This window comes from Lentzea sp. NPDC059081 (assembly GCF_042738015.1).
Taxonomy (GTDB): domain Bacteria; phylum Actinomycetota; class Actinomycetes; order Mycobacteriales; family Pseudonocardiaceae; genus Lentzea.
Genome location: NZ_JBHYGW010000010.1, coordinates 265,759 through 290,323 on the forward strand (window position 1 = coordinate 265,759; position 24,565 = coordinate 290,323).

Annotated in this window: 15 protein-coding genes and 4 tRNA genes; 10 read left to right on the forward strand and 9 right to left on the reverse strand. The window is 68.0% G+C overall.

All coding sequences use genetic code 11. The features are described 5' to 3' along the window. Nucleotides 1-6 precede the first annotated feature (6 nt). The 4 genes from ACFWV3_RS23760 to ACFWV3_RS23775 all read right to left on the reverse strand — a co-directional run bounded on the left by ACFWV3_RS23760 (nt 7) and on the right by ACFWV3_RS23775 (nt 9,332). On the reverse strand, nt 7-1,083 hold the full coding sequence (locus tag ACFWV3_RS23760) for a nucleotidyltransferase (protein ID WP_382413761.1): 1,077 nt from the start codon (nt 1,081-1,083) through the stop codon (nt 7-9). 185 nt (nt 1,084-1,268) lie between these two features. Beyond that, the gene (locus tag ACFWV3_RS23765; RefSeq protein WP_382413763.1) at nt 1,269-2,480 is read right to left on the reverse strand and encodes an SAVED domain-containing protein; all 1,212 of its coding nucleotides are present in this window, start codon (nt 2,478-2,480) and stop codon (nt 1,269-1,271) included. A 220-nt stretch (nt 2,481-2,700) separates the two neighbouring features. Continuing rightward, nucleotides 2,701-4,842 carry a helix-turn-helix domain-containing protein gene (locus ACFWV3_RS23770; RefSeq protein WP_382413765.1) on the reverse strand — a complete coding sequence of 714 codons (2,142 nt, stop codon included), beginning with the start codon at nt 4,840-4,842 and terminating at the stop codon, nt 2,701-2,703. A gap of 1,406 nt (nt 4,843-6,248) precedes the next feature. Continuing rightward, a complete protein-coding gene (locus tag ACFWV3_RS23775; protein ID WP_382413767.1) occupies nt 6,249-9,332 on the reverse strand; it encodes a DEAD/DEAH box helicase in 3,084 nt (1,027 codons plus the stop codon). A gap of 189 nt (nt 9,333-9,521) precedes the next feature. Here ACFWV3_RS23775 and ACFWV3_RS23780 point away from each other — a divergent pair, with 189 nt between their 5' ends. From ACFWV3_RS23780 to ACFWV3_RS23795, 4 genes are read left to right on the forward strand one after another with little or no spacing between them, the layout of a single operon-like run. Continuing rightward, nucleotides 9,522-11,030, forward strand: coding sequence for a PD-(D/E)XK nuclease family protein (locus tag ACFWV3_RS23780; protein ID WP_382413768.1), 1,509 nt, complete (start codon nt 9,522-9,524; stop codon nt 11,028-11,030). Beyond that, nucleotides 11,027-12,178, forward strand: a complete 1,152-nt coding sequence (locus ACFWV3_RS23785; protein ID WP_382413770.1) for a hypothetical protein — start codon at nt 11,027-11,029, stop codon at nt 12,176-12,178. The genes ACFWV3_RS23780 and ACFWV3_RS23785 overlap by 4 nt, the downstream gene beginning before the upstream one ends. After that, nucleotides 12,175-15,453, forward strand: coding sequence for a hypothetical protein (locus tag ACFWV3_RS23790; protein WP_382413771.1), 3,279 nt, complete (start codon nt 12,175-12,177; stop codon nt 15,451-15,453). Before ACFWV3_RS23785 ends, ACFWV3_RS23790 begins: the two co-directional genes overlap by 4 nt. Next, a complete protein-coding gene (locus ACFWV3_RS23795) occupies nt 15,447-17,939 on the forward strand; it encodes an RNaseH domain-containing protein (protein ID WP_382413772.1) in 2,493 nt (830 codons plus the stop codon). The genes ACFWV3_RS23790 and ACFWV3_RS23795 overlap by 7 nt, the downstream gene beginning before the upstream one ends. A 29-nt stretch (nt 17,940-17,968) precedes the next feature. Here ACFWV3_RS23795 and ACFWV3_RS23800 read toward each other — a convergent pair whose 3' ends face one another. Beyond that, nucleotides 17,969-19,183 (reverse strand): SEFIR domain-containing protein, encoded by a 1,215-nt coding sequence (locus ACFWV3_RS23800; protein WP_382413773.1) that lies wholly within the window; start codon nt 19,181-19,183, stop codon nt 17,969-17,971. 198 nt (nt 19,184-19,381) lie between these two features. Between ACFWV3_RS23800 and ACFWV3_RS23805 the strand changes: the two genes are divergently transcribed. Both ACFWV3_RS23805 and ACFWV3_RS23810 read left to right on the forward strand, forming a co-directional pair. After that, nucleotides 19,382-19,561: a TetR/AcrR family transcriptional regulator gene (locus tag ACFWV3_RS23805; protein WP_382413775.1), complete on the forward strand. Its 180-nt coding sequence runs from the start codon at nt 19,382-19,384 to the stop codon at nt 19,559-19,561. Nucleotides 19,562-19,850: 289 nt separating this feature from the next. Beyond that, complete coding sequence (locus tag ACFWV3_RS23810) at nt 19,851-20,384, forward strand: transposase (protein ID WP_382413776.1); 534 nt, start codon at nt 19,851-19,853, stop codon at nt 20,382-20,384. 1,137 nt (nt 20,385-21,521) lie between these two features. Here the strand turns inward: ACFWV3_RS23810 and ACFWV3_RS23815 are convergent. The 4 genes from ACFWV3_RS23815 to ACFWV3_RS23830 form a co-directional block, all read right to left on the reverse strand. Further along, nucleotides 21,522-21,593: transfer RNA gene (locus tag ACFWV3_RS23815), tRNA-Val, on the reverse strand. Between the two features lie 56 nt (nt 21,594-21,649). Then, a complete protein-coding gene (locus ACFWV3_RS23820; RefSeq protein WP_382413777.1) occupies nt 21,650-22,075 on the reverse strand; it encodes a TIGR02611 family protein in 426 nt (141 codons plus the stop codon). Between the two features lie 22 nt (nt 22,076-22,097). Next, nucleotides 22,098-22,880, reverse strand: coding sequence for an anti-sigma factor domain-containing protein (locus ACFWV3_RS23825; protein ID WP_382413778.1), 783 nt, complete (start codon nt 22,878-22,880; stop codon nt 22,098-22,100). Continuing rightward, complete coding sequence (locus ACFWV3_RS23830) at nt 22,877-23,497, reverse strand: RNA polymerase sigma factor (protein WP_382413779.1); 621 nt, start codon at nt 23,495-23,497, stop codon at nt 22,877-22,879. The genes ACFWV3_RS23825 and ACFWV3_RS23830 overlap by 4 nt, the downstream gene beginning before the upstream one ends. Nucleotides 23,498-23,753: 256 nt before the next feature. Here ACFWV3_RS23830 and ACFWV3_RS23835 point away from each other — a divergent pair, with 256 nt between their 5' ends. The 4 genes from ACFWV3_RS23835 (at nt 23,754) to ACFWV3_RS23850 (ending at nt 24,545) form a co-directional block, all read left to right on the forward strand. After that, on the forward strand, nt 23,754-24,179 hold the full coding sequence (locus tag ACFWV3_RS23835) for an SsgA family sporulation/cell division regulator (RefSeq protein ID WP_030477975.1): 426 nt from the start codon (nt 23,754-23,756) through the stop codon (nt 24,177-24,179). A gap of 106 nt (nt 24,180-24,285) precedes the next feature. Further along, nucleotides 24,286-24,358: transfer RNA gene (locus ACFWV3_RS23840), tRNA-Gly, on the forward strand. A gap of 42 nt (nt 24,359-24,400) precedes the next feature. Then, nucleotides 24,401-24,472, forward strand: a tRNA-Cys gene (locus ACFWV3_RS23845). A 1-nt stretch (nt 24,473) separates the two neighbouring features. After that, a tRNA-Val gene (locus ACFWV3_RS23850) sits at nt 24,474-24,545 on the forward strand. Nucleotides 24,546-24,565: the final 20 nt, after the last annotated feature.

A 24,565-nucleotide genomic window follows, 5' to 3' on the forward strand; every position in this document is an offset into this window, starting at 1 on the left:
TGGTGGTCAGCCTCGATTACGGGAGTCGCTCGCGAAGCCGCGGGGCTGGTTGTTCCCGACGGCCGTGACGGGGGAGATCGCGCTCAGCGGGAAGCCGTTGGCATCGCAGCCGTCCGGCAGGATGAGAACCTCGCCGCGTTCGTTGGTGCCCAGGACACTCCGCCAGATCTTGGCCGCCTGGCAGGGATCCGCGTCCAGAGCCTCGCGGCACTGCTGGGCGAGCCAGGTGAAGGAACTCGCCGCCGCGGTCCACAGGCCGTAGTCGAGCACCGGCTTCATCGGGGTGCCGAACACGGGATCGGGCAACCCGGTCTGTTCGTACTCAGTGAACTGTCCTGCGATCTGTTCGAGGGTGGAGGTGAGCAGCTCCGCCCAGGTGCTACCGGTCACCAGATTGGCCTTCCACACGTGGTAGGCCGCGACCTCGACGTACAGACCTCCTGGACGCTGCCTGCCCAGATGGGTGTGCCGCACCTGGCGCAGCAGGCGGACCACCGGCCGATAGGCGTTGCGGGAACCCACCTGGGGACTCCACGACGCGACGGCGAGGGCCTCGGTGTCCTCGCCGAACTTGATCGGGTTCGTCTTGATCCAGCGCTTGTCCTCCTTGTTCCACTCATCGCGGTCGCGGTTGGGGATGCCCCAGTGCTCCTGCCAGGGCACGGCCGGCACCGCGTCGATGGAGAACGAGGTGTCGCCGCCCGGCTCGTCGGGGTCCGGGAAGTCGATGTTCAACGACCGGGCCTGGCGGGTTACCCGGCCGTCGGGGTCCTGGTCCTTCAGGCCGTACGCGGCAACGAGAACGCGTTCCACGGCCGCGTAGATCTTCGCCGGGTCGTAACGGACCGACAGCTTCTCGAAACGCAGGAAGACGTCGACGTCCTTGCCGGGGTAGCGGGCCGTTAGCCTGCCGTACGACCCGATCAAGTACGGGTTGATGCCCCACCCCCGCAGCTCCTCGTCCGCGTTGAGCAGAGCCTGGATCTCGGTGTGCGCGGCGATCGCGAGTTCGCGCTTGTTCTCGTTGACCGTCACGTTCCTGACGGCCTGGTCGAACTCCGGGTTGAGTGTTGTTGTTGCCACCCGATACCTCCTGTTGGTGCACGGCGAACGCCGATGGAGCCGAAGACTTGAGGGAGATGACCTGTGCCGTCGCGGCAGGCGCAGAGGTCTCACTTCCAGAGTAGATGCGCCTTCTGGCCACAAGCGGGCCTAGGACGCTCCACACGCGGAGTTGTCATGGAACTGTCCACTTCGAACTTCTCATGTCATCTTTCGGAGTTCCAGCTGATGACGGGACTGCCGCTGCGCCCCGCCGACACGGTCGCCATCTCCATGTATCCCGGAGTGGCCGTCTCCCGCTCCCATTCGTAGAGGACCACTCGCATGGTGTTGCACGCCCTGCCCAGGAGCACGGCGACGGGGAACGGCGCGCGGAGGAATAGGTGCACGGGACCACCGGCCGCGATCTCGTCGATCCGCCAGCGCAGTTCGCGCGCCAGCGCCAGGCCTGCTTCGGCGGGGATCACCTCGCGCTCGGTGACCGTGATCTCCACCGCGCGGGAGAAGGGATGACTTTCGGCGTAGCGTCGGAACTCCTTGTTGGGAGGGGCGGGAACGAGGTCCAAGTACACCGCGGCTGGACCGCCCGGCGCGTTGTCGAGAACGATCTCCTCCTCGGTCAGCCGGACCGCTGGCGCGCTTCCGCCACCCCAGGCCTGACCCTCCAGATCCATGACGGAGACGGCGATGCCGGAGGTGGCCGGGACCGCGGCACCCAGAGCGAACGCGACGCTCAGGTGCGCGCCGCCCGTGACCCGCACCCGGTCAGCCCCCGCCGCCTGCACTAGCCGCGGCAGATCACCCAGGAACGGGGCGATGTCCTGCCACACCTCGGGCGGGGGCACGCTGGTGCCGGGAAACGGTGCGCGAGTGCGCACCGCCAGCGGTGCCTTCGGCGTGCCGAGCGGGGGAAGGCGTGTCTGGACGTCGAGCCGCAGCTCACCGTCCGGCGCGGCGCGGCGCACCCGCCTGACGGCCATCTCGCCGGCCAGCTTGGCCATGCCGGCGTGATCGACGACCGGGAACTGGTCGAACGCCTGGAGCGTCCACCCCGGCTGGGGCAGCAGCCGGTCGGGTGCGCCGTAGTCCAGCACACCGGCGGCATCGGTGATCACGTTGCCGATGGCGAAGGTGAAGGCAGGATCCGCCTCCAACGTGAGCAGCGCGGGCAGTTCCTGCTCCCGGACGATCTTCGAGTGGACGATGTCCGGGGTGAGCAAGAGTACGGCTCCGGACAGGCCCGAGTTCAGCGCCTCGTGCAGCCGCCGGTGGAACTGCCCAGGAGCCAGGTGGGTCTGGTCGTGCCAGACGGGAACACCATAGGAGCGGAGGACCCAGACCATCCTGGCCGCAAGGACGTCGCCGTCCGAGTGCCGGTAGCTCAGGAAGATCGGGTCCAGGTCGTCCACTGCAGGCACTTCAACCTCGCTGGGATCTTGTTCTCGTGGGACGCGATAAGAACGCGCTGGAGTCGTCGGCGCCTCGTGGGCGGCGCGGGTGCGCGCATCGGCCGACTGAACACGGGGAGGTTACCCGGACTCGGTGCTGGCGCTGGGAAGGCGTGCCGATCCTCGAACTCGGCGAGCCTGTGCGGTCCCGCGGCCAACCGGCTCCGAACCCGTCCGGAGCGTTGCGTGTTCAAGAGAGCTGAACGCGCGCGGACGTCTCCCACACGACCGCCGGGTTCAGGACGGCGTGTTCGTCCGCGACAGACCACAGGCGGGCCGCTTCGGCTTCGTCCCACGCGCGAGCGGCGATGTTGCCCAGGCTGGTCAGTGCTCTCGCCAGTTCGTACTCGTTCTCCGTCATCTCCGCGGCCTGGGTGGACAGTGCTCGCGCGGTGCTGAGGTCTCCCTCCTGGTACGCCGCCCATGCGAGGCAGTTCAGGGCGCGCATCACGTCGACGGGGGTGGAAGAGATGTCCAGCGCTTCGGCCGCAGCGGCGCGAGCCTCGTGGTGCCGCTTCAGCTTTGCGAGCGCGAAAGCGAGCCCTCGCAACGTGATGACGACGTTGCGTTCGCGGCCCGCGTGCCGGTAGCTCTCCAGCGCGATGGTCAGGTCGCGCAGAGCGTCCTCCGCACAACCCTGGTACAGCCGGGCCCAGGCGAGGCTGGCCAGCGCGTCGGTCGCGCCGGCCTCGTCGCCCGACTCGACGAAGCTGCTGTGGGCACGCAGATGGTGTTCGGCAGACTCGGTGATCCGTCCCGATTCGAGGTAGGCCATGCCCAGACTGTTCAACAGCATGCCAGTGGCGTGCGGATTACCGGCCGCGGTCACGAGTGCTTGTTGGTGGGTACTCGTCCACGCGGCGAAGAGCTTCTCGCGGAAGAAGAATCCGCGCGTGGCCAAGGCGAGCTGCCAGCACCGGTCATCGTCGATCAGCGTGGTAGTCCGCACGAGTGCCGGCCAGGTCGCGCGCAACCACTTGAGCGCGCCCTCCGCGTCGTCGAACGGTGGCTCCGAGTGTTCGGAGGCCCTGTGCGGCGGGCGGAATCTCAGTGGCTCCAGCAGGGCGTCGGCCGCGATGGTGACGTCGAGGTAGTGGTCGACCAGCCTGTCGATCATGCTGGTGGTGATCCTTTCGTCCGGGTGGGTGTACTGGAACGCGTAGGCCTGCACGAGGTCGTGCAGACGCATGCGGGAGTCGGTGGTTCTCGTGGCCAGGTGTTGTTCGTGCAGCTGGTCGAGCAGCAGATCGGTGGTGGCGTGGTCGAGGCCGCTCAGCGCTCGCGCGGCCGACGTCGTCATCACCGGCCCTGGGTGCAGCGAAAGCGCTCCCAGCAGAGCGCGCAGGTTCGCCGGCAGCGCGTCGATCGTGACGGCGAGCGTGGCGGCGACTCCTCGATCGCCCTCGTTCAGCGCGGAGAACCTGGTGCTTGCACTGGAAAGCCGTCGCAGGAGCTCGTGGGGCTCCCAACCTCCGTGGAGGATTCGCGTGGCGGCGATCCTGATCGCGAGCGGGAGGTACCCGCACTGCTGCGCGATGCCCTCCGCGTCGGAGTCCTCGACTTCGGTGCTGCCGTCCAGCACGGCGCGCAACAGCGACTGCCCGAGCGAGGTATCCAGCACGTCGAGGGGCACGTGCCACGCGTCGTCCAGACCGGGCAGGCGCGCCCGGCTCGTGACGATCGCCCGGCCAGGGCCCTCTGCGGGCAGCAATGGGCGCACCTGGCCTGCGTCCCGCACGTTGTCGAGCACGAGCAGGACGTGCCTCGAACGGAGCACGTCGCGCAGCAGGTTCAGCCGGCCGCCATGATCGTCCGGGATCAGGTCTTTGCGGACGTCCAGGGCCCCGAGCAGGTGGTGTGCCGTTTCAGTGGTGCTCTGGGAGTGCGGGCCCTGTCCTCCGAGGTCGAAGAACAGACAGCCGTCGCGGAAGTCGGCCGCCGCCTGCCACGCCGCCGCCACCGCCAGGGCGGTCTTGCCGACCCCGCCCAGACCGCTGATCACACAGGCCCGCACACCGGGACGCGAACCCAGTGCCGAAGCGATCGCGGCGAGTTCCGGCGCGCGCCCCACGAAATGCCGGGTGTGCTCGGGAAGTCCGACTAGGCCGCGGCGACGCCGTGGGTTTGCCTGGCCGTCGACCAGCGCGAGCAGTTCGCCGTTCGCGTCCAGCACGTGGTCGTAAGCAGCTGCCAGAGATCTGCTCACTCGGGTTCTGCCGTTCTCCACCTTGCTCAGGTGGCCTTTCGAGGAGTAAACCGCCGTAGCCATCCGGGACAGTGAATAGCCTGCCGCTTCGCGTCGTCGCCTGAGTTCTGATCCCAATTCCGTCACGGTGTCATGCTCTCGCGATGTGGGACGAGAAGGGAAGAGCGGTCTGCGGAGCTCAGTGCCCGCAGACCGCGACGCCCCGAATTCAGCCAAGCAATGCGCTCAGCCACAGGACGATGAAATGCGTGTGCATTATCTTCCTCTTTCCTGTGAGGGGATTCGCGCCTCGCGAGGGCTTTTTCGGTGTTTCGTCGACACATCGATCCTGTGGCACGACCCATGGTGTGCGGAACCGTTTCCCAGTTGCCACTTCGGAAGGAAACCCGGAAACCGGGCGGTGGAGGCCAGTCGCGGAGAGTCCGCAGCGCGAGTTCAGCCGACCGGCGGCGGGAAGTCGAGCCGCTCGTTGCACCCGTCGTTCTCGGCGGCGTTCTTTGCCGCTTCGACCAGCGCTTTGACCAGGTCCGGATCGCCGAGATGGCCGAGCAGGACGCGTTCCCCGCGTCGAGCAGTGCTTGAGCGGTGTCGAGCCCGTCCCGCGCGAGATCGAGCCAGATCTCACGGTTGACATGCGGGGCCAGGTGCCGCGCGACGGGCACCGGCCCGGTGCCGATGCCGAGTCAGAAGGACCTCCTGCGGGGCATCGAGACCGGCGTCCCGATGCACGACCATCGCTATGTTGATCACGGCTTCGATGACGTCGCCGGTGCGTCGGCCTCCTGCTCGACCGGACCCACGTTGCTGACTTCGACGTACTGGTGTTCGACCAGCTCACGTTCGAATAGGGGGAGCGCGACACCGCGGCTTCATCGCAGGCACGCGATGCTTCGCCGGGTACGGGCGGCGCCAGCGCTCTGTGGTTCGTACTCGCCCAGCAGCCGGTCCAGCAGCGGTTCTGCGATGTTCTGCTGACGCAACTTTCTGCTGCAGCGCCTGCCACTTCCTGCGCCAGTGGCCGGTGGTCAGCGTGAAGCGCACGCCGACGAGTTCCACTGCGAGCCGGGCGGCGGCGATCAGGGGCATCCTCGTCAGCTGGAAGGAACCAGCTGCGCGCAGGGCCTCGGCAATGGCGACTACCGAGTCGACGCTCAAGCCGCTGCGGAGCGCCACCGCCGCCTCGACGGCCGTGTCCGCCGCAGCCCCCGTCCGGCACCAGCTTTCGCCCAGTTCGGAGCCCTCCGGCTGCCGAAGGTCGCGGCGCTCGACTACAGCCCGTTTGGCACGCTCGCGGCGGGGTTGGTCAGGCTCGGCGAACGGTTCCGCGAGGCCCAGCCCTCGCTCAGGCCTTCGGATACGCGTGCCACGTGCGGGCGGATGACACCGCGGCCGAAATTCGCGTCGAGTCGCAGGGACGTCCGGTGTACGGGGTGAAGGTCCGGTTGCAGGATGCTCTGGAAGAACATCATCGACCACATCGGGCAGACGCACGGCCGGGGCGCCTGAGCCCGCGGCCGTGGCGGCCCGTGCGGTCAGTCGACCGGAGGGGGGAAGTCGAACGGCTCGTCCGCCTCTTCGCGCGCGTTGGCTTGCGCTGCGGCGGCGAGCAGGGCAGTGACCAGCGCGGGATCGCCGAGGTGCGCTAGCAGGTCGTCTGTGTCCGATCCGAGGATCGCCTCGGCGGAATCGATGCCGTCGCGCGCGAGGTCGAGGCAGGCTTCGCGGTCGAGTCGCGCAGCCAGGTGCCGCAGGACGGGCAGAAGTCCGGCCGGGACGCCCAGTTCGAGTTGGGCGGGCAGGATCTCCGGAAGGGTCCCGAGGTCGGTGTTCCGGTGCACGACCATGGCGATGTCGATGACGGCCTCGATGACGTCGCTCGTCCGCCGCGCCGCCTGCTCCACCGGACCGTTGCCGGCCGCCTCGACGTACTGGTGTTCGGCGAGTTCTCGTTCGATCATCGGCAGGGAAACGGCGTGGCTCCAGCGCACGCACGCGAGGCTACGCCGGGCGCGCGCCGCCCCCGGACTCAGCGGCTCGTAGTCTCCGAGGAGCAGGTCCAACACCGGTTCCGCGATGTTCTGGTGCCGGAGTTTCCGTTGCAGGGTCTGCCACTCCCGGCGCCATTGGCTCTTGGACCGGGGAAACCGCACGTCCTGGAGTTCGTCGGTGAGCTGAGCGGCGGCGACGAGGGTCATTCTGGTCAGCGCGGTGGGCTCGACGGCACGGAGCGCCTGCGCGATGACGACGACGGAGTCGACACCGAGGCCGCTGCGGAGCGCGACCTTGCCCAGCGGGGTGAGCGCGTACCCGTCGTCCGCCTTCCTGATCAGGCCGTGGGTGGCGAGGTCGGTGAGCGCGCTGAGGACTTGGCCCGGCGAGAACGAGCTGGGCGAGAGCCCGACCTCGTCCAGGTGCGCCGCGAACGTCCACTTCATGAAATCCTCGACCAGCGCCGCTGTCAGGGTTTTCTGGTCCACGGCCGGTCCGGCGAAGGAGAAGAGGATCAACGACCGCAGGTCGTACCCGGTTAGCGTGGACCTGACCGGTTCCGGTGTCGCGGTGACGTAGCTGTTCCATTTTCGGCGCGCGTCGGCAGCTCCGCGCGCCACCACGAAAGCGCGGCCTCTGGCCGCCTGTCCGGTGCGGCCCGCACGTCCCGCCATGTTCCGGTACTCCGCCACGGAGTACGGCTGTTCCGGTTCGCCGGGATGGACGAGGCGGTCGAGCACGACGGAGTCTGCGGCGAGGTTCAACCCCTGGGCCAGCGTGGTGGTCGCGACGATGACGCGGACCTCGCTGTCGGGGGAGCGGAAGGTGCGCTCGACCGCGGAGCGGGCGTCCTCGCCGAGGTCGGAGATGTGGAACGCGACCCCGCCTCGCAGGCAGCGCAGAAGGTCTTCGACCAGGCGCCCGTGCCCTCGTCCGCTGAGCAGGTCTGCCGTCGCGGAAGCCGGCGCACGACCGAGTTCGCTCGCGAGCCTCCTCGCGAAGTCGATCGCCTCACGTCGGGTTGCCATGAACACGATCACCTGGTCGCCCTGGTCGACGAGTGCCCGGACCAACCGCGACGGCAGAGTGTCCCCGTCGCCGGATGGACAGATCTGAACGTGTCGTTCCTGGGCGTTCTCGTCGAGGTGGCGGTACGAACCGTCCTCGGTGATCACGCCCTCCAGCAGCGGGACCTCACGGCGCTCGGTGGCCACCAGCTCTGCGCCGAGCCACTGCGCGAGTTCCTCGGGCTCACCGAGGACGGCGGACAGGCCGATGATCTGGGGAACGGGTCCGGTGAGACGCCGCAGCCTGATCCACGCCAGCAGCAGTTCCAGGCCAGGCCCCCGGTCGGGCAGTGTCAGCGTCTGGATCTCGTCGATGACGAGCACGGTCGTCTTCGTGAGCAGCGAGGGCAGGCCCGACAGCAAGCCGATGTACTTCTCGTAGGTCAGGACGGCGACGTCGAAGTGCCCCTGCACGAATCTCTTGGTCTGATCGCGCAGCTCACCGGTGACCCGGATCACCTGGACGCCGGCGCCCGCGTAGGTGCTGTGGAAGCGGTCGTACTGCTCGTTCACGAGTGCTCGGGTGGGGAGCAGGAAGACCGCCCGTCCGCCGTCCGCGACGGACCGCAGGGCGCCGAGCTCGCCGACCAGGGTCTTTCCCGTCGAGGTCGGCGCGCTGACCAGGACGTTCTCGCCTCGCAGCACCCCGCCCTCGTTGATCGCGCGGAGCTGGAGGTCGTTCAGGCGGTGGTAGTGCTGCCGCCACGCCGCGACGGTGTGGTCCGGCACGCCCAGGGCGATCAGCGACGAGAACGCCCGCGTGGCTCGTGGGGGAGCGGTCTGCTCACCGATGGCCGCGCAGCGGGGGCCGGGGGTGAGGATCGGCAGCGACACGTGCGTCACCCTGCCGGTGACCACCGGTGTCTGGTGCGCCCTGCCGGGCTTGGGCGGGTGCAGGCGGAGCTTGCCAGCGACGTGGTCTGCGAGTTTCAACAGGGAGATTTGGTTGCCGTCGCGCACCGCGGGGTGCCCGCGCAGGCCCTCCATCAGGTAGTGGGTGAGCAGGCCGTGCCCGAAGTCACCGCTCTCCCGCGCCTCCTGGTCGGTGTCCGCGGCGGCGATAACGAGAATCCCGTCACCGGCGACGGACTCGAACGGGGAGCCTGACCCGCGTGCGGTGTCGCCGTGCTCGGGCTCCCGCAGCACCTTGGCCCCCGCCCGGCCGGAGAAGCAGCAGTCCAGCACGAGCAGGACGACCTTCGCCCTGATCCCGCGCACGAGGTCGAACAGGTGGTCGAGGTGGAGTGCCGTCTCCGCGAGCCGATCAGGCCTCGCATCCCTCGTGGCCAGGAATCCGTCGGGGGTGCCGTGCCCCGAATAGGTGATCACAGCGACGTCTCGGTCCGTGCTCGCAGCCTGCACGTGTCCGATTTCTGTCGTCAATCTGTCCTTGGTTGCCTGTGCGTCGAGCATTAGGGTGGCGTTCTCGCTGAAAGTGTCCGCGAAAAGCGCATGCAATGCGATCGCGTCTTTTTTTGCGTACCTCAGCTGTTCGAACGCCGGTGACTCATAGGTGTCGACCCCGATGAAGAGGCCGTGAAATCTTTGCCCGTCTTCCACGGAACGGCACGATAGCTCAGGCGGAGTGGTCCAGGAGTCAGTCGTACCGATTTTCGGTTCAAGGGAATGTGCTGAATGGTTTCGTGGAACGCGCCGGCCGGAGTGGTTGGTGATGAACGGCTGTGGCGAGTGCGTCCTTTCGACGTGCGGAGAGACGAGTATTCGTGTCCTCTGCGCCGAGCGGTCGAGATGAGGCCCGCGCTGCGCGTGGAGTCCGGGGCGCCGGCGCCACGCCAGGCGGGAGCGACCACCGCGCTGGGGAAGGTGCTGGACCACGTGGAGCACGACGGTCTCCCGGTCACCGAGGCGGTGACGAGGTGGCGGAAGCACGCTGATCGGCCGCCGCCACCGATGCTGGTCGGGTGGGTCACCAAGGCGGTGCGCTACTACCTCACCGCGTGCGCGGAGATCGTCTGGGCAGAGGAGTTGCCGGGCGAGTCCAAGCTCGCTCCCGTGTCGCGCAACTGGGGTCGCCGCCGCCGGGTCGAGAGTGACGGTGGGGAGGTCGTGCACGAGGAGGTCGTGTCCGGCCGTCGCTTCGAGGGGGAAGGTGTGCGCGAACTGCGCCTGTTGCGCACGAGGTCCGTGCGGGATCGGGCACGCGACGAGGCAGAGATCGCGCTGGCGGCGGGTGTCGTCGCGAGCGCCTCGGTCGTGCTGAGCGGGATGTGGGACCGGAGAGCTCTGACGTTGCGGCCCGCCCTCGCGCCGCACCGCGTTCGCGTCGTGGAGATCGGCTGCTCCGACGGCAGCCACAACGTCCTTTTCGAGGGCACGTCCCAGGAAGCGCACGAGAAGTACCAGAGGGACGCGGAGTCCCTCGTTTCCGAAGCGGCTTCGGGGACGGAGTACCTGCCCGGTTCGGACTGCGGTGGGTGTGATCTGGTCGGGCAGTGTCCGGCGGTGCCGGTACGGCCAGGGCTGCTCGGCGTCGACGGCGGCGGTCTGTCGCGACGTTCCTGGTCGTTGTCGTCAGGGCGGTCCTTCGACGACTGCCCTGCCCGCCTCGTGGCGGAGCGGCTGTTCCTCCCGCGTGAACGTGCCACCGAGGACAGCGACCACACCCGGCGCGGTCAAGCGGTGCACGGGTGGCTCGAAGACCTGCATCGCCGTGTGCCGGCGCGTGCGTGTGCGGCGGACGAGACCCCGCCGACTCCGGACGCGTGGTCTGCTGGCCGGTGGTCCGTGAGCGGTGAGCAGGCGAGGCTCGGCGTGCAGATGATCGCGGACCACTCGCTCACCTGCGCGTTGCGCGGGCCAGCCGGGGACGTCGAAGCGCATCCGGAACGGCCGGTCGTGGTGTTCGACCCGAAGGCGAACGTCGTGGTCGTGGCGAAGACGGACCTGCTCTGCCGGTCGGGAGACGTCTGGAAGGTCCGCGAGACGAAGACGGTCTCCGTGCTGGACGAGAGCGATCTGATGACCCAGTTCCCACAGCTGGCCCTCGCCGTCGTGCTGTCCGCCGAGGACGGACTCCGGGCGGGCGACCACGTTCGCGTCGAGTTGGAGCGGTTGAGCGCGACCGGCCCGGTGGTCACCGAACTGGACGTCGACGACCCCGAGGTCGTCGCGGCGGCGAGGTCGGTGGTCCAGGCCAGGGTCGGGGCTTGGCACGCGTCGCCCGCGCTCACCGCGAAGCCCGGCAGGGTCTGCAAGACGTGTCCCTTCACCCAGTGGTGCCCGGAGAGCAAGGCATGAGCGACGACGAGCTGGGATCGCATTACACCGACGTACCCGGACAGCGAGTCGTCGCAGCGGCGTTGCGGGCCGCCTACGCGTGGTCGGTTCGTGACGTGCACCGCAACGCCGCCATGCTGGAGATCGCCAGGATGACCGGGGTCGTGATGGAGGCGCACGGGCCCGGCAGAGGACCGGTGACTCCCCTGGAACTGGTCGGCGTTCTCCGCGCATCGCTGGGCAGCCTGCTCGCGGGAGTGCGGGGGCGACCGGCGGAACTCGCCGATGTCGTTCTGCTGGACCACGAGGGGCGGCTCACCGAGAACGCCTACGACCTCGTGTGCGAGCATGTCGTGCCCCTCAAGGACGTAGTGGGGTCGCGGCCGTGGCTTCCCTCGTGGACCACGATGCACTCGGACCAGATCCGGCAGCAGGTGTTCACTGCCATGATCGCCTCCACGAAACAGGACGAGTACGTCGCCTCCCGGAGGTTCCTCGTCGAGCACCCGGCTGGTGACGAGCAGGAACTGGTCGAGCTGAAGGACCGTGCCGGTGGTGTGCGACTGGCGAAAGGCGGCTACCGGGACGTCCCCGAGGACCAGCTCTACCGGGCCCCGAACGGAAAGGGCTGGTGGTGGCCGTGCGCGGAGTGCAGGTGGCCGATGGCGGTGGCTTCGTCCGGCAAGGTCAGGTGCCGCTACCGGCCGCACAGCGCCGTGTTCGACCTGGTGCCGGGCGATCGGCCGGTGCTGCGCCGGCGAGACGGTGCGCGCAGGTCCTCTCCACCGGCGGGCAGGCCCGCGGAGGGCGCGAAGTGCGTGGACGCGGGCGTCTGGCGTTTCGTGGTCGTGCCGGGCGCGAGCGAGCTGAGGATCGCGGCGGCCGCCGAGCACGCCGGGGCGAAGGTCCTGCTGTGGCCGTTCCTCGACCGCTTCGACCTGCTGGTCGAGGCGGGAGACGAGAAGTTCTCCGTCGACGTCAAGGAATGCCTGTCCCTGAGCTCTCTGATCGAACGACTGCGGAGGAGACGTCCGAGTGCACGCATCCTGTTGCCCAGGTCGTGCGAGTGGCAGCTCGAGACGCTCCAGGACGCACTGCCCGAACTCGCGGTCCTCACCGAGACGAAGTTCCTGGGACAGGTCCGCTCCGCGATGAGGAAGGCACGATGAAGACCAGGCGCAAGGTGCAACCGCGCATCATCGCGGCGGCGATCGGGTTGGCCGCCAGGCACTTCCCCGAGGAAGCGGACGGCGGCAGCGTGACGGTCACCCGGGAGCACGTGCTGTACGTGCTGGACGGGCACATCACCGATTGGGACCGGTGGCGCCACCGACTGTCCGAAGTGGACGCGCTGAGGTTCGCCCGGCTGTTACGCCGGCGGACCAACCAGCTCGCCAACGCCGACATGGCCAAGCGGGTGCTCGACGGACTGCTGAAGAGCGGTGAGATCCCCGGCTGTGAGCCGGCCGACGACTACGACGAGATGAAGAACCCGCGCATCGTCGTCAACGCCGGCATGCCGCTCACGGACTTCATCGACCAGGCGCTGGCGGACCTCGACGAACTGCACGTCATCGGCCGGAACCCGCTCCCGCCCGCGACTGAGGGGACCTACTCGACGACGACGCGCGTCATCGGGGCCGACGGTACCGATGAGACCTATGTGGACTTCCGCTACCACATCGAGGCCCACCACGAGGAGTCCGCCGGGCCGCTGACCCGGATCGTCGACGCGCCCTCCCGCGCCGAGGTGATCGTGCCGTTCGACGAGCTGGAGTTCATCGCCGGTCGCTTGGACGAGCTGCTGGACGAAGTCGACTCCGACGGCTACCGGGTCACCTCCGTGCGGCGGTTCGAACGTCAGGTGCGCGACCGCGCGGGAGGCGAGATCAAGGAACTCGACCTGGCCGCGGGCGAGCTGAACGAGCTGCTCGCCTACACCGGCTTCGGCAAGTCCGTCGTGCTGATCGAGAGCTTCGCCTGCTGGGCGGTGCGGAACGAGGTTCCCGTGGCGTTCGTGCTGCCCACCAACGCGGACGTCGTCAAGGCCACCTTCCAGATCGAGCGGGCGGTCAGGGCGCTCGGCCAGGAGAACGCGTCGATCGTTCCCCTGGTATCCCCCAGATCGTTGATCAAGGTCGCGGAGACGGCCGCGGCGCGCGCGTCAGACGGCGGACCCTCGGCCGACTGGATCTGGGAGCGCTTCGGCTACGGCTGCGCGCTCGCGGCGGTCGCCTCCAGCGAGAAGTCCGTGGACGGCTGGGTTCCCGGCCGCGAGCCCTGTGCGGCGTTGCGCCAGCCAGTGCCGAGGCGCAAGGACAAGACGTTCTCCTGCCCGTGGCGCACCACCTGCGGCCGCTACCGCGCGGCGCGCGAGGCCTGCACAGCGGACGTGATCGTGACCTCGCACGTGAACCTCCAGCTCGGCGTGCTGCAGACGCCGGTGGACGACGGACTCGGCCGCAACGACCGGGTCACCGTCGAGGAGTTGGTGCTGCGGCGGTGCCAGGTCGTGGTGATTGACGAGGTCGACTCCTTCCAGCGCTCGATGATCGAACAGGCCGGCCGCAGTCTCGTGCTCGACCACGGCGGCCGGACCAACACGCCGCTGCGCAGGCTGGACCAGGACTTCGGCGCGGCGTTCGGCATGCTCAGCGACGAGGTCGACGCGAGCGTCCGGGACGCCTACTTCACGTTGCGCTACCTGGCGGAGACGTACGTCAGCCATCTCCGGTACGAGCGGCTCGGCACCTCGGGCAAGAACAAGACCCGCAAGCGGCGGCGGGGGCCGGGCAGGGACTGGATCGTGCCCCAGCGGTGGGACAACGAACTCGCCAACCAGCTGTTCGGACAGCCGCTCGACACCGAACCCACCGAGGAGCAGATGCGGTTGTACCTCTCGGTGTTCCCCGAGCAGGCGGGGCCCGAGCCGGGAGACGACCCCAAGTACCAGGACATGCGGGACACGCTGCGAGAGGTGGTGACGAGCGGTCTGGCCGGGCAGACCATCGCCGCCGCGAGAACGCGCCTGGCCGAGTTCTTCGACCTGGTCTCGGACGACGATCAGGCCCTGGTGGCGAACCGCGTCCTGCGCAGGACGATTCTCGAACGCATCAGGTGGTCCCTGCACAGCCTGATGGCCAGCAACGCCCAGCTGGTCGACATCGGCGTGGAATCAGCCCAGGACATCGCCGACGCGCTCGGCACCTACGGCAGGTGGCGGGTCATGCCCACCGGACCGTTGGGACGCCTGGTGTTCGCGTTCACCGAGTACTACGACGACAGCGGCAACGAGCCCGCGCGGCTCTCCACGGCCGCGTTCGGCGGCGACCCGCACCTCTACGCGATCAGCCTCGGTGACATCACGGCGCTGGCGCAGGCCGGAACCAGGCGGATCGTGCTGGGTATGTCCGCCACGTCGTACTTCCCCCACGCCCCGCACAGTCACCTGCACGTCCGTCCGAAGTGGTGGGTATCCGATGACGACGGGAAGGACGACGGCGACATCGAGGAGAAGAAGGTGACCGTCGTGGCGGAGCAGGTGCGGGACGAGGCCGGCCACGTGCTCAAGGTGTCCGGACTGGACGGCAAGGATCGGGCGGACGCGCTGGTGCGGATGGCGAAGCTGTTGTGGCCCAGGCTGGAAGAGGAACTGGCCAGGCTCGTCATGACGGACCCTGACCGTGCCAGGGTGCTGCTGGCGACGACCTCCTACGATGGCGCGAGGCAGGTCGCGCGGGGACTGGTCGACGCCGGTGTGCCTGCCGCGCGCATCTGTCTCGCGACGCGGCCGCACGGGGAGGAGGACGCCGGGGCGGCTGTCCTGACAGGACAATGGTGGGAGTTGCCCGCCGACCGGCTGGAGAGCTTTCCCGGCATCGAGGGCGCCGACGTCCTGATCGCACCTCTGGGCCGCGTGCAGCGTGGCGTGAACATCATCGGTGCCGGTGACCGCTCCGCCCTGGGGTCGGTGTGGCTGCTCGTCCGGCCCATCCCGCTCATCGACGAGCCCGCCGAGCTTCTCGCGCACATTCAGGCGAGGGCGCTCATCCGCCACCGGGGCCCGGCTGGCGACCCCCTCGGGCTCCTGGAGGAACGGCGCAAGACGGCGGGCACCTACTTCGAGCAGATCGTGCACCGGCCTCCCTACTTCCGCTGCCAGCCCAAGGAGGTGAAGCTCGGTGTGACCGCCGAGATCGTCGTCGGCGCGATCCAGCTCATCGGCCGGGCCCGGCGCGGCGGCACCTCCGCCGTGCTGCACCTCGTGGACGGCGCCTTCACCGACGGCTCGGCGGGCACGAGCTTCGCGTCGTTGATCACCGGGCTGCGCGACGCGTGGAGCGCGAGCGGCGAGCTCGGTGAGATGGAGCGCTACTACGGCAGAACCCTGCGGGCCTTCCTGGAGTTCGCGGACCGACCGGACACTGGAGACGAGTCTTGCTGACCAGCCTTGCTTACCGCGTGCCCGCGAAGTACCTGGACGAGGTCTTCGGCGCGGTGACCGCCTACCCGCTCACCGAGGACTTCCACGCCGCGTGGTCGGCCATGCCGCGCACCGAACGCGGCTGGGGACCCCCGTACGCGAGCCTGGCCCGCGGCCTAACCTCGGCCACGGGCAGGCCGGTGACGTTGTTCGACGAGTATGACCTCGACGAGAACGAGCGTGCGGAGGGGAAGCGCATGCTCCTGCTCACCGACGACGGTGCGATGGACTACCGGATGAGGGTCGCGACGAACGCCTGGGAACGTTACGTCCGGGGCGATGCGGCCGTGTCGACCCTCGCGCCCCTGTTGCCGGAACCCGAACGCGCGCGACCCGTCTCGCAGTTCATCAGGCTGCGCGACGGCGAAGTGCCCGAGGCCCCCAACTGGGTGTTCCGCACGGGAGTGTGGCGCGTCATGCGGACCCTCGCGGCACAACCGCTCGTGATCGACGGACGCGGACCCCTCGCGCTGCGCATGGACACCAGCGGAGCGTTGGTGGCCTGGGAGGACGCGGACCTCATCGCCAACGGAAAAGGGACCGCGTTCAGCATGCTGCGCGTGATGGGGCGCCTCGTCACGAGGGCCGGTGTCGCGGACCCCGTGCTGTGCTTCGACGCCCACCTGTCCCGGATCTCGCCGAAGGGCCACTGGTCCAACCACGTGTGGATCGAGCCGTCCGACGCCGCGTTGCCCGTTCTCCACCTGCCCATGCGGTCCTGTGCGGACGAGGAGTCGGGCGAGCGCACGGTGAGGCTGCACCCGGCGACCGCGGCGATCTACGAGGCGTGCAAGCTCGACCCGTTGGACATCCCGCGGGAACTGCCCGGCCGGCCGGGCGCGATCCGGCCGCAGCTCTGGCGCAGCCTCTTCCACTCGCTGGGCAGCGGTCCCGGCCCCCGCCTCCTGATGAGGCTGCAGGAGCACATCTCGGCGGTGCTGCCCCAGCTGGAGCCGCTCCGGTACCCGATCGACAAGTCGATCAAGCTCGCCACAAGGGTCAAGAAGTATCAGAAGGGCGGGTTGCCGGTCGCGGCCGTCGGAGCGAGCGGGTACAAGCGCGTCACGATCGCCTGTGTCTACCGGACGACGGGCGCGCGGCAACGGATGCTCGCGGAGCTGAAGGAGCTGACCGGTGTCCCGGTCCGGCTCGAGCACGGTGAACCCGCGTTCGCCGTGAACGAGCGGTTGGACGTCGTCGCGTGTTACTGCCCGGAGCTGCTGGACCACACCACTCTGAACCGCGCGAGGCTACTCGACGGACTGCCTGTCAGCGAAGGAGAGAACCACCTCGTCGTCGCTTGGCTGGAGACCGAGTACCACCCAGAGGCCCCGCTGGATCGTGACGCGAAGCCGCACCTGCGCAGGCTCCTGGGCCATCGGGGGACCCCCAGCCAGTTCCTGGCCACCGAACCACTGGTGCTGCCGGAACGGGCCGAGGCGCGTTCGGCCTCGGAACGTAAGCACGCCGCGCGGGCGGCCCTGCGGGACCTCCTGCGAGCAGCGGGCGTGCTCGACGAGCGGCTGCCTGGGGCGATCGCTGATCCCAGGCTGCCTCACACGGTGGACCGTCCCGTGCTGCTGGTCGGTGTGCACGTGCGAGCGCAGAAGGCCGAGCGGGGCAGCGGCCCGCTGGTGGTGACGATGAGCGCTCTGCACGTTGTTCCCGGTGATCTGGAAGCGTGGCGGGTGCTGATGTACAGCGACGGGAAGGGAACCTGGTGCCGCACAGGGGAAGCGATCGCGGACTTCCACTCCGGTTCGATCGGCACCTCCTGGCTCGGCCGGTCACAGGCGAAGGTCGAGAGGACCCGCGCCGAGCTCGAGCGGAGGTTGTGCGACCTCGTCACCGGTGAGCTCGCGGACATTCCGATCGTGGTGTTCGTCGACGGGTCCGCCGCCCGCAGGATCTGGCCGGGCCTGCCGAACACGAGGCTCGGCAGGGGCCTGCTGCCGGGAGATGTGCTGCGCGAGAACGGGAAGGACGTCGCCGTCGTGCGGGTGAGCACCGGTGTGTCGGAGATCGGCAGGCCGGTGTCGAGGCAGAAAGACACCAACATGCCCGCGGACGAGAAGAAACCGGCGGCGCCGGACAGGAAGGTGTACCGGCTCGCCGACAGCACCGTGCCGTCCTGGCTCTTCGCCGGGAGGTCGACGTCGTTGGCCGCGAAGGGGGGCGACGCGGGGGCGAAGTACACCAGGTGGACGTTGCCGGAGGACGCGAAGGCGGAACTGCGCAAGCCCTGGCACTCCTACACGGCCAAGGAGATCATCGTGGTGCGTGCGGGTTCCTGGACGCCCACTGCTCTCGCCGCGCTGACTGTCAGGCTCTGCGACCAGGCGATCGCCTGGGACGGCCGGACCCTGCTGCCCGGCCCGCTGCACCTCGCGGGCAGGGCCGACCGCGATCACCCCGACTATCGCGTATCGGGTGAGGACGAGGACTGATCGCCGGGTCCCCGTCCTCACCCCGGGGATCACGAGTCGGCGAGGGCACGACCGGTGTTCGTCGCGGTGAGCACGACCGGCGAGCTGCTGTCGTCCTCGATCCCGTGCCGGATCGTCGCCAGCAGGTCGCTGAGCGCGTCCTCGGTCAGCTCGTCGATCTCGTAGCGGTCCATCGCCTGCGGCTGGAGGAAGACCGGGATGTTGGTCAGGCTCTCACCGGGCAGCACGACCGGCAGGAGCTTCTGCTCCCAGAGCTTCCGGTTCCCCTGCAGGCGGTCGCGAACGATGCCGAGCTCGCAGTGCATCCCGGGGTTCTCGTTCCGGTCGGCCTTGCCCTCGCCGACCGCGAGGCACCGGGGTGACGCGATCACGATCACGAAGTCCGCGTCGTCGATGTTCTCGGTGGCCCAGAGGAACCAGTCCTTGCGCCCAGGGCCGGAGAACTGGTCGAGCCGGACGTCGAGCCCGCACCTGATCAGGAGGTTCGCGAAGTCCCTGACCAGCCGCTTGTGAGCATCGTTGTCTTGCGCGTAGGAGATGAAGACCCGTGGGCCGGAGGGAAGCAGCACCGCGGTGCTGCCGCCGACGCTGTGAGTGGTCACCGCGGGGCGCGGATGTGCCGGGGCGGGCAGTTTGATCCGCAGCTCCGCCGGCTCGAGCGCGGGCATGACGTTCCAGTCGGGCATCGGGTTCTGGTCGAAGCGGGTGGTCACCGTGAGATCCAGGTGCGTGATGCCCCGCTTGACCAGGGCGACTAACCACGCCACCCGTGAACCCGGCCGCACTCCGCTGTCCGGCGCTGCCCAGTGCTGCCACCGCACACCGCCACTGCCGACGCCAAACGCGTGGATCGTCTCGCCTGCGGTAGGAAGGTGCGCGGCGGGCGTCACCCCGTTCGCGGCGGGAACCAGGTTGAGGTGGTCGTTCACCACGTACGACAGTGAGGGATGCGAGGGCTTTGTGTGGTGGGGGATCGCATCGACCACGGAGCCGTCGCTCAGCTCCACGCCGAACTCGAACCAGTTCACCTCCGGTGTGCCTGGCGTGGTCTCCAGCTCGTGGTTGAGCTTGATGAGGTACGCCTCGGCGCCGTCGAACTGTTCTAGCGCAAGCCTGATCGGATGAGCCTGCCAGCTATGCACCCGCAGTGCTCCGGTCATGATCGGACCCGGTGCGGCGCCGAACCTCTTGCTGTCCTGGTCCACGACCGCGAGATCGATCGTGACACCTGGCGTTGCATCCACTCGCGAACCTCGTCTGCTCGGTGGGCTGAACTTATGGAGGCCGTCCAACCTAGCTCCACCTTGGTCGAGGTCGTGGCGTGACACGGCTTGTCGAGAAACTGTCGTGTTGTTGTCCGGTTTCCGCCCGATGATCTTGGTGATGACGATGTCGCACCTTGTCGGCATGGCCGAGATTTGGAGGCGTCGAGAAGGCGTGTGATGGAAGCCGCCGCCACCGACGAGTTCTCCGCGAACGGCTTCGCGAGCGGACGGGTGGACAGGATCGCGGAGGCCGCGAACGTCAACAAGAGCTCCATCTACAGCTACTTCGGGACCAAGGAGGGGTTGTTCGGCCCGGTGCTCGAACGCGTCGCCACCGAGCATCTCTCCGCTGTCTAAGTGACCAGTTCAAAATGAGATGGCGTGTCGGCTTTGCCCGCGGGATCAGGGCATTCCAAGATCACTGTGTGCGTGAGGAGGTCTTTGACCGACGAGCTGTGCTCGGCTGGAACTGTTGATCCCGGTGTCCCCGAGGTGTTTCCGCTATCCGGGTCGCAGGCGTGCCGACGACAAGGCTGCGTTGGAGGGCAACCTCTACGCATTGCGTACAGGCATCGGCTGCCTACCGCCTTGTTCGGCGCGTCGGGTTCGACCTATTGGCGGTGGTTGACCGAGTGGCACGAGTCTGGTGTATAGCAGCAACTGCACGAGGTGGTGCTCGCCGAACTGCGCGCCACCGGGCTACTTGACCTGTCCGCCGCCTTGGTCGACTCCACCCACCTGCGAGCACTCAGAGGGGGCTACACCGGGGCGGGCCCGGTCGACCGCCGCAAACCTTGTTTCCATGCACGACCTAATCACCGACGCCAGCGGCATCCCGCTGGCCGTCACGCTCACCGGCGGGCACCGCAACGACGTCACCCAGCTGATCCCGCTCATCGACGCCATCCCACCGACCTGCGGTGTAGTCGACAAACCACGCCGCAGGCCACGGCGGATCTACGCCGACCGCGGCTACGACCACGACAAGTACCGGCGCCTGGTCCGCGCCCGCGGGCATCACACCCGTCATCGCCCGCTGCGGCGTCGAACGTGGCTCCGGCCTGGGCACAGTTCGATGGCCGGTCGAACGCACTTCGCCTGGCTCAAAGGCTTTCGACGACTCCGCATCCGCACCGAACGCCGAGCCGACGTCCACCAAGCCATGCTCGGCCTCGCCTGAGACCCGCAGATCGGTCTGAACGAGCTGGCGTGATCGAAATGCCCACGTGCCCGTCGCTGGCACGAAGGAGGTCTGCCCCTCGGTGATGACGCCGTCAAACCCGCCAATGGACGTTCCGGAACCGCTGGGCATGTGCAGCGTGGTCATGCCTCGGCCCGTTTTCGCGATCAGATTGCGGACGAGTATCGGCAGATTTGAGTCGAAGCCGGCTGAACCTGCGGCGTGGAGTAGGCCGTCTCTGCTGATCGAGGGCCACAGCGGCATCCAACGACGGTAGCAACCAGCCCCGGCAGCTGGGTTCGCGGAGAGGGCGTCGGGTCCAGTCTCGTGCTTCTGACCTTGGCCGCTGAGCAACCCGTTCCACCCGAGTGTGGGAGCCGGAGGGGCGACGCACCCCTGGCTGCCAGGTGCTGGCCACCCTGGGCAACGAATAACACAAAAAGCACAGGCACTGGCACGTTGCGGTCAGCGGCAGAGTTGCTCGATTCATCCCACGTGCCTGACTGTCAATGACATCGAATTCAACGAAACCGATCATGGTTTCATCGGCGAAGTGACGTCGGAATCGGCCAGCAGTGACGTCGCTCCACGCCGCCACAGCCAACGCATGGTCGCTTCGATCTGCCGTCTCATACTTTGTCTGGCAGTCGAGAACCCGTTGTCAGGTCAGGGTATCGAGGACGACGCCGATGACTGAGTGCCAATGGGCCTCAGGAACGCGCTCGCCTCAGGTGGAGCTGGCCTACTCCGTACACATTCGGGACCTTGAACGCGACGCTGTCAAGACAGCGATTGGTCTGCTCCTGCTGCTCTTGGCGACAGAGCTGATGTGACGTGCGACGAGCGGGTTTGCTACCACTTTTACTACCGAGGCTCCTAGAGCAGAGAGCATGGACACCGAGAGACCTTCGATTTGTGCAGGTCAGAGGCTTCGGTAGTGGGGATGATGTGGAGAACGAACCTAGTGACCTCTTCGGTAAGGGCGAATAGATCACGGGCTGGAGGGGTGACAAGGCGCTGACCTGCGGATTCGAGGTCCGCAGACCTGAGGTTGGCAGGGCGGTTCTGCCCTGCCAACGCAAAACGGCCTGTCGATGGAATCCATCGACAGGCCGTCTGATCAGGTAAAACACACTGTGGGCGATACTGGGATCGAACCAGTGACCTCTTCGGTGTGAACGAAGCGCTCTCCCGCTGAGCTAAACGCCCGTGTTCTGTTGTCTTGCTGTCCCGCTCTCGCGGTGTGGCCATAGCCTACAACATCATCAACGAGAACCAAAAATCGGGCTCTGCAACCACGTCCACTCGACGCCCAGCCAGCCGCCTACCAGCGCGAACACGTTCAGGAGGTAGCAGGTTGCCAGGACGATGGCGCAGACGCCCGCCATCACGAGGCCGCGCACCCAGGACGGCTGGCGCTTCAGCCACTCCACCCAGCGGTCGTAGTAGCGCTTGACGAACTTCAGGACTTTGCCCGCCCACTCGAACTCCGTGGCGAGGATGGCCAGGCCCGCGAAGACGACCAGCCAGCCCGGGCCCGGGTACGGGATCATGATGACGCCCGCGACCAGCACGATGCCGCCGATCACGCCCACGCCGATGCGGTAGGCCAGGTTCAGCGCCGGGTTGCGGTGGAACCAGTGGCGCCAGCCCTTGTGCTCTTCGCCGGGCTTCACGTCGGGCTTCGTCATGTGTCGATCATCCTGTTGGGACTCAGGCGGGTGCAACCTGGCCTCCTGCCAGTACCTCCGACGGCGAGGCGGGGGCTTGGCGGCCTGGTTCGAGCGACACCGCGAAGGTCGTGTGCTTGTGCGCCTCGGGCGACCAGGACAGCAGTTGCGGGTCGGTCGATCCTGCTCGCACGTCGAACACCGCCAACGGTACCGGCGCCTTCGTGCTCGCACCCCAAACTACGTAAACATGGCCCGCGTCGTTCGGTTTTAGGTTCAGCGGCATCACGGCGGCGGCGTCCGGGTTGGACAGGACCACGGCCAGGTCGTCGCCCGCTGTGGTGCGGAGTACCGCTTTGTTCGTGTCGGGGTCCGCGGCCAGGGAGAGGGCCTTGTTCAGGGCGTCGGTGCGGGACTGGGCCGCTGTCACCTCGCCTGACAGCTGGTTCACGCGCACGCCCAGGTAGCCGGCGCCGGCCAGGACGACCAGGGCGGCGGCCGCGGCCAGCAGCACGCGGCCGGTTCGGCGGCGGTGTTGCGGGCGCAGGGGAGTGGGGGCTGTGTGGCGCGGGGCCGGCTGGGCCGGTGGTTCCTGCGGGGTGTGCTCGATCTGTTCCATCAGCCTCGCGCGCAGGCGGGGCGGTGGCTGCTCCTGGCGGACGGCGCCGCCGATGCTCGCGAGCACCTCCTCGGTCGACCGCACCGCGTGCTGGCACGTGGCGCAGGTCGGCAGGTGGTCGCGGACCTGCGCTTCCTCGTCCGGCTCCAGGGAGTGCATCGCCCAGCCGACGGCGAGCTCCTCCTGGGGGCACATGCCGCCGTTCACCGGTGGACTCCTGTCGTCTCGCCGGTCTCGCCGGCCCACAAGTTCCCCAACGTGCCTCTCAGACGTCTTATCGCCGCGAACGTGCGCGATTTCACAGTTCCCAGCGGGACGCCTGTCAGTTTCGCCACCTCGCACTGCGTGTAACCGCCGAGATAGGCGAGCGCTATTACTTGTCGCTGTTCTTCGGGCAACGTCCGCAGGGCCGCTCTGACCTCGGCGCTCACCACGCTCACCAACGCCTGGTGATCGGATCCCTCGGCCGGAGGAGACACGTCATCCGTCAGGGGAACAGTACGGCGACGTTGAGTGTTTTCCTTGCGGACGGCATCCACCGCGCGATGGTGCACCAAAGTCATCAACCAGGTGCCGAAACTCCCGCGCGCGGGATCGAACCTGGCAGGGTGCCGCCAGAGAGCGAGGAACGCCTCCTGGACCACGTCCTCGGCCAGTTCCGGATCCACGCAGATGCGCCTGGCCAGCGAGTACGCCGGTGTGCCGTACCTGTCGTACAGCTCACCGAACGCCGTCCGATCGCCCTGTGCGAGCCTGTTCACGAGCTCGATGTCGGTCGGTCGGCCGTCGCGCGACGCGACGGGTGGACCGGGCGAGTCAGCCACCAGAGATGTCCTCACGTCCAACATTCGCGCAACAGCCGGTACCGGGTTCAGGTTAGACCCAGCAAGATGGGAGTCGCTGAACACCGGCTAACGAGCGAGGAGGCCACGGAGCGCGTGCACACGGTCGCGTTGCGCAGTCGAGCTGACCCGATGGGGTGATCTGCGCCAGAATCGCGAGCGTTCCTCGCCACATGCACGTCACAACTAAGGTGCTCGGTCGTTTCATTGACCGGGAAGGGAGAAGAGGGTAACGACGATGCGCAACGATCACGTGACGCTCCGCTCGACAGCGGTCTTCGACCTGCTGGCGCCGAGGACCCCCGCGGTCCCGGTTCAGGTGGAGCTGCGATACGACACGAAGGACCCGTACGCGGTCGTCGCCGCGTTCCGCACCGGCCGCGCCGGTTGGGTCGAGTGGGTGTACGCCCGCGACCTGCTCGCAGACGGTCTCATCGCCGACGCCGGCGACGGTGACGTCCGCATTCGCCCCGCAGCCGACGACCCCGAGGTCGTCGTGATCGAGCTGAGCTCGCCTTCCGGGCACGCCATGTTCGAGGCGTCCGCCCAGGAGCTCGCCGATTTCCTCGACCGCACCTACGACGTCGTGGTGCCGGGCAACGAGCACCTCTGGGTCAACGTGGACGAGGCGCTCACGCACCTCATCTCCAACGACCTGAGCTGAATAATCCGAGGTAGGGGGCCCGCGAAGGCGGTGCGGGTACCCCCGGTGAAACTCGCTTGAACCCCTCGTATAAGGTTGTTTCAACATCACGAAGTCAGTGATGTACGCGGATGTAGCGCAGTTGGTAGCGCATCACCTTGCCAAGGTGAGGGTCGCGAGTTCGAGTCTCGTCATCCGCTCTGTGGGTCTCCAGTGGACGTACGCTGTGGACTCATGCTCCTGGCGGAGTGGCCGAGTGGCTTAGGCAAGGGCCTGCAAAGCCCTGTACACGGGTTCGATTCCCGTCTCCGCCTCGGACGATTAGCTCAGCGGGAGAGCACTACCTTGACACGGTAGGGGTCACAGGTTCAATCCCTGTATCGTCCACTCCACCGAGAAGCCCTCGA

Bases quoted from the DNA above. Each gene is read 5' to 3' on its own strand.
- ACFWV3_RS23780 (WP_382413768.1), top strand. From the start codon at position 9,522: ATGAGGCCCGCGCTGCGCGTGGAGTCCGGGGCGCCGGCGCCACGCCAG.
- ACFWV3_RS23785 (WP_382413770.1), top strand. From the start codon at position 11,027: ATGAGCGACGACGAGCTGGGATCGCATTACACCGACGTACCCGGACAG.
- ACFWV3_RS23790 (WP_382413771.1), top strand. From the start codon at position 12,175: ATGAAGACCAGGCGCAAGGTGCAACCGCGCATCATCGCGGCGGCGATC.
- ACFWV3_RS23805 (WP_382413775.1), top strand. From the start codon at position 19,382: ATGGAAGCCGCCGCCACCGACGAGTTCTCCGCGAACGGCTTCGCGAGC.
- ACFWV3_RS23820 (WP_382413777.1), bottom strand. From the start codon at position 22,075: ATGACGAAGCCCGACGTGAAGCCCGGCGAAGAGCACAAGGGCTGGCGC.
- ACFWV3_RS23835 (WP_030477975.1), top strand. From the start codon at position 23,754: ATGCGCAACGATCACGTGACGCTCCGCTCGACAGCGGTCTTCGACCTG.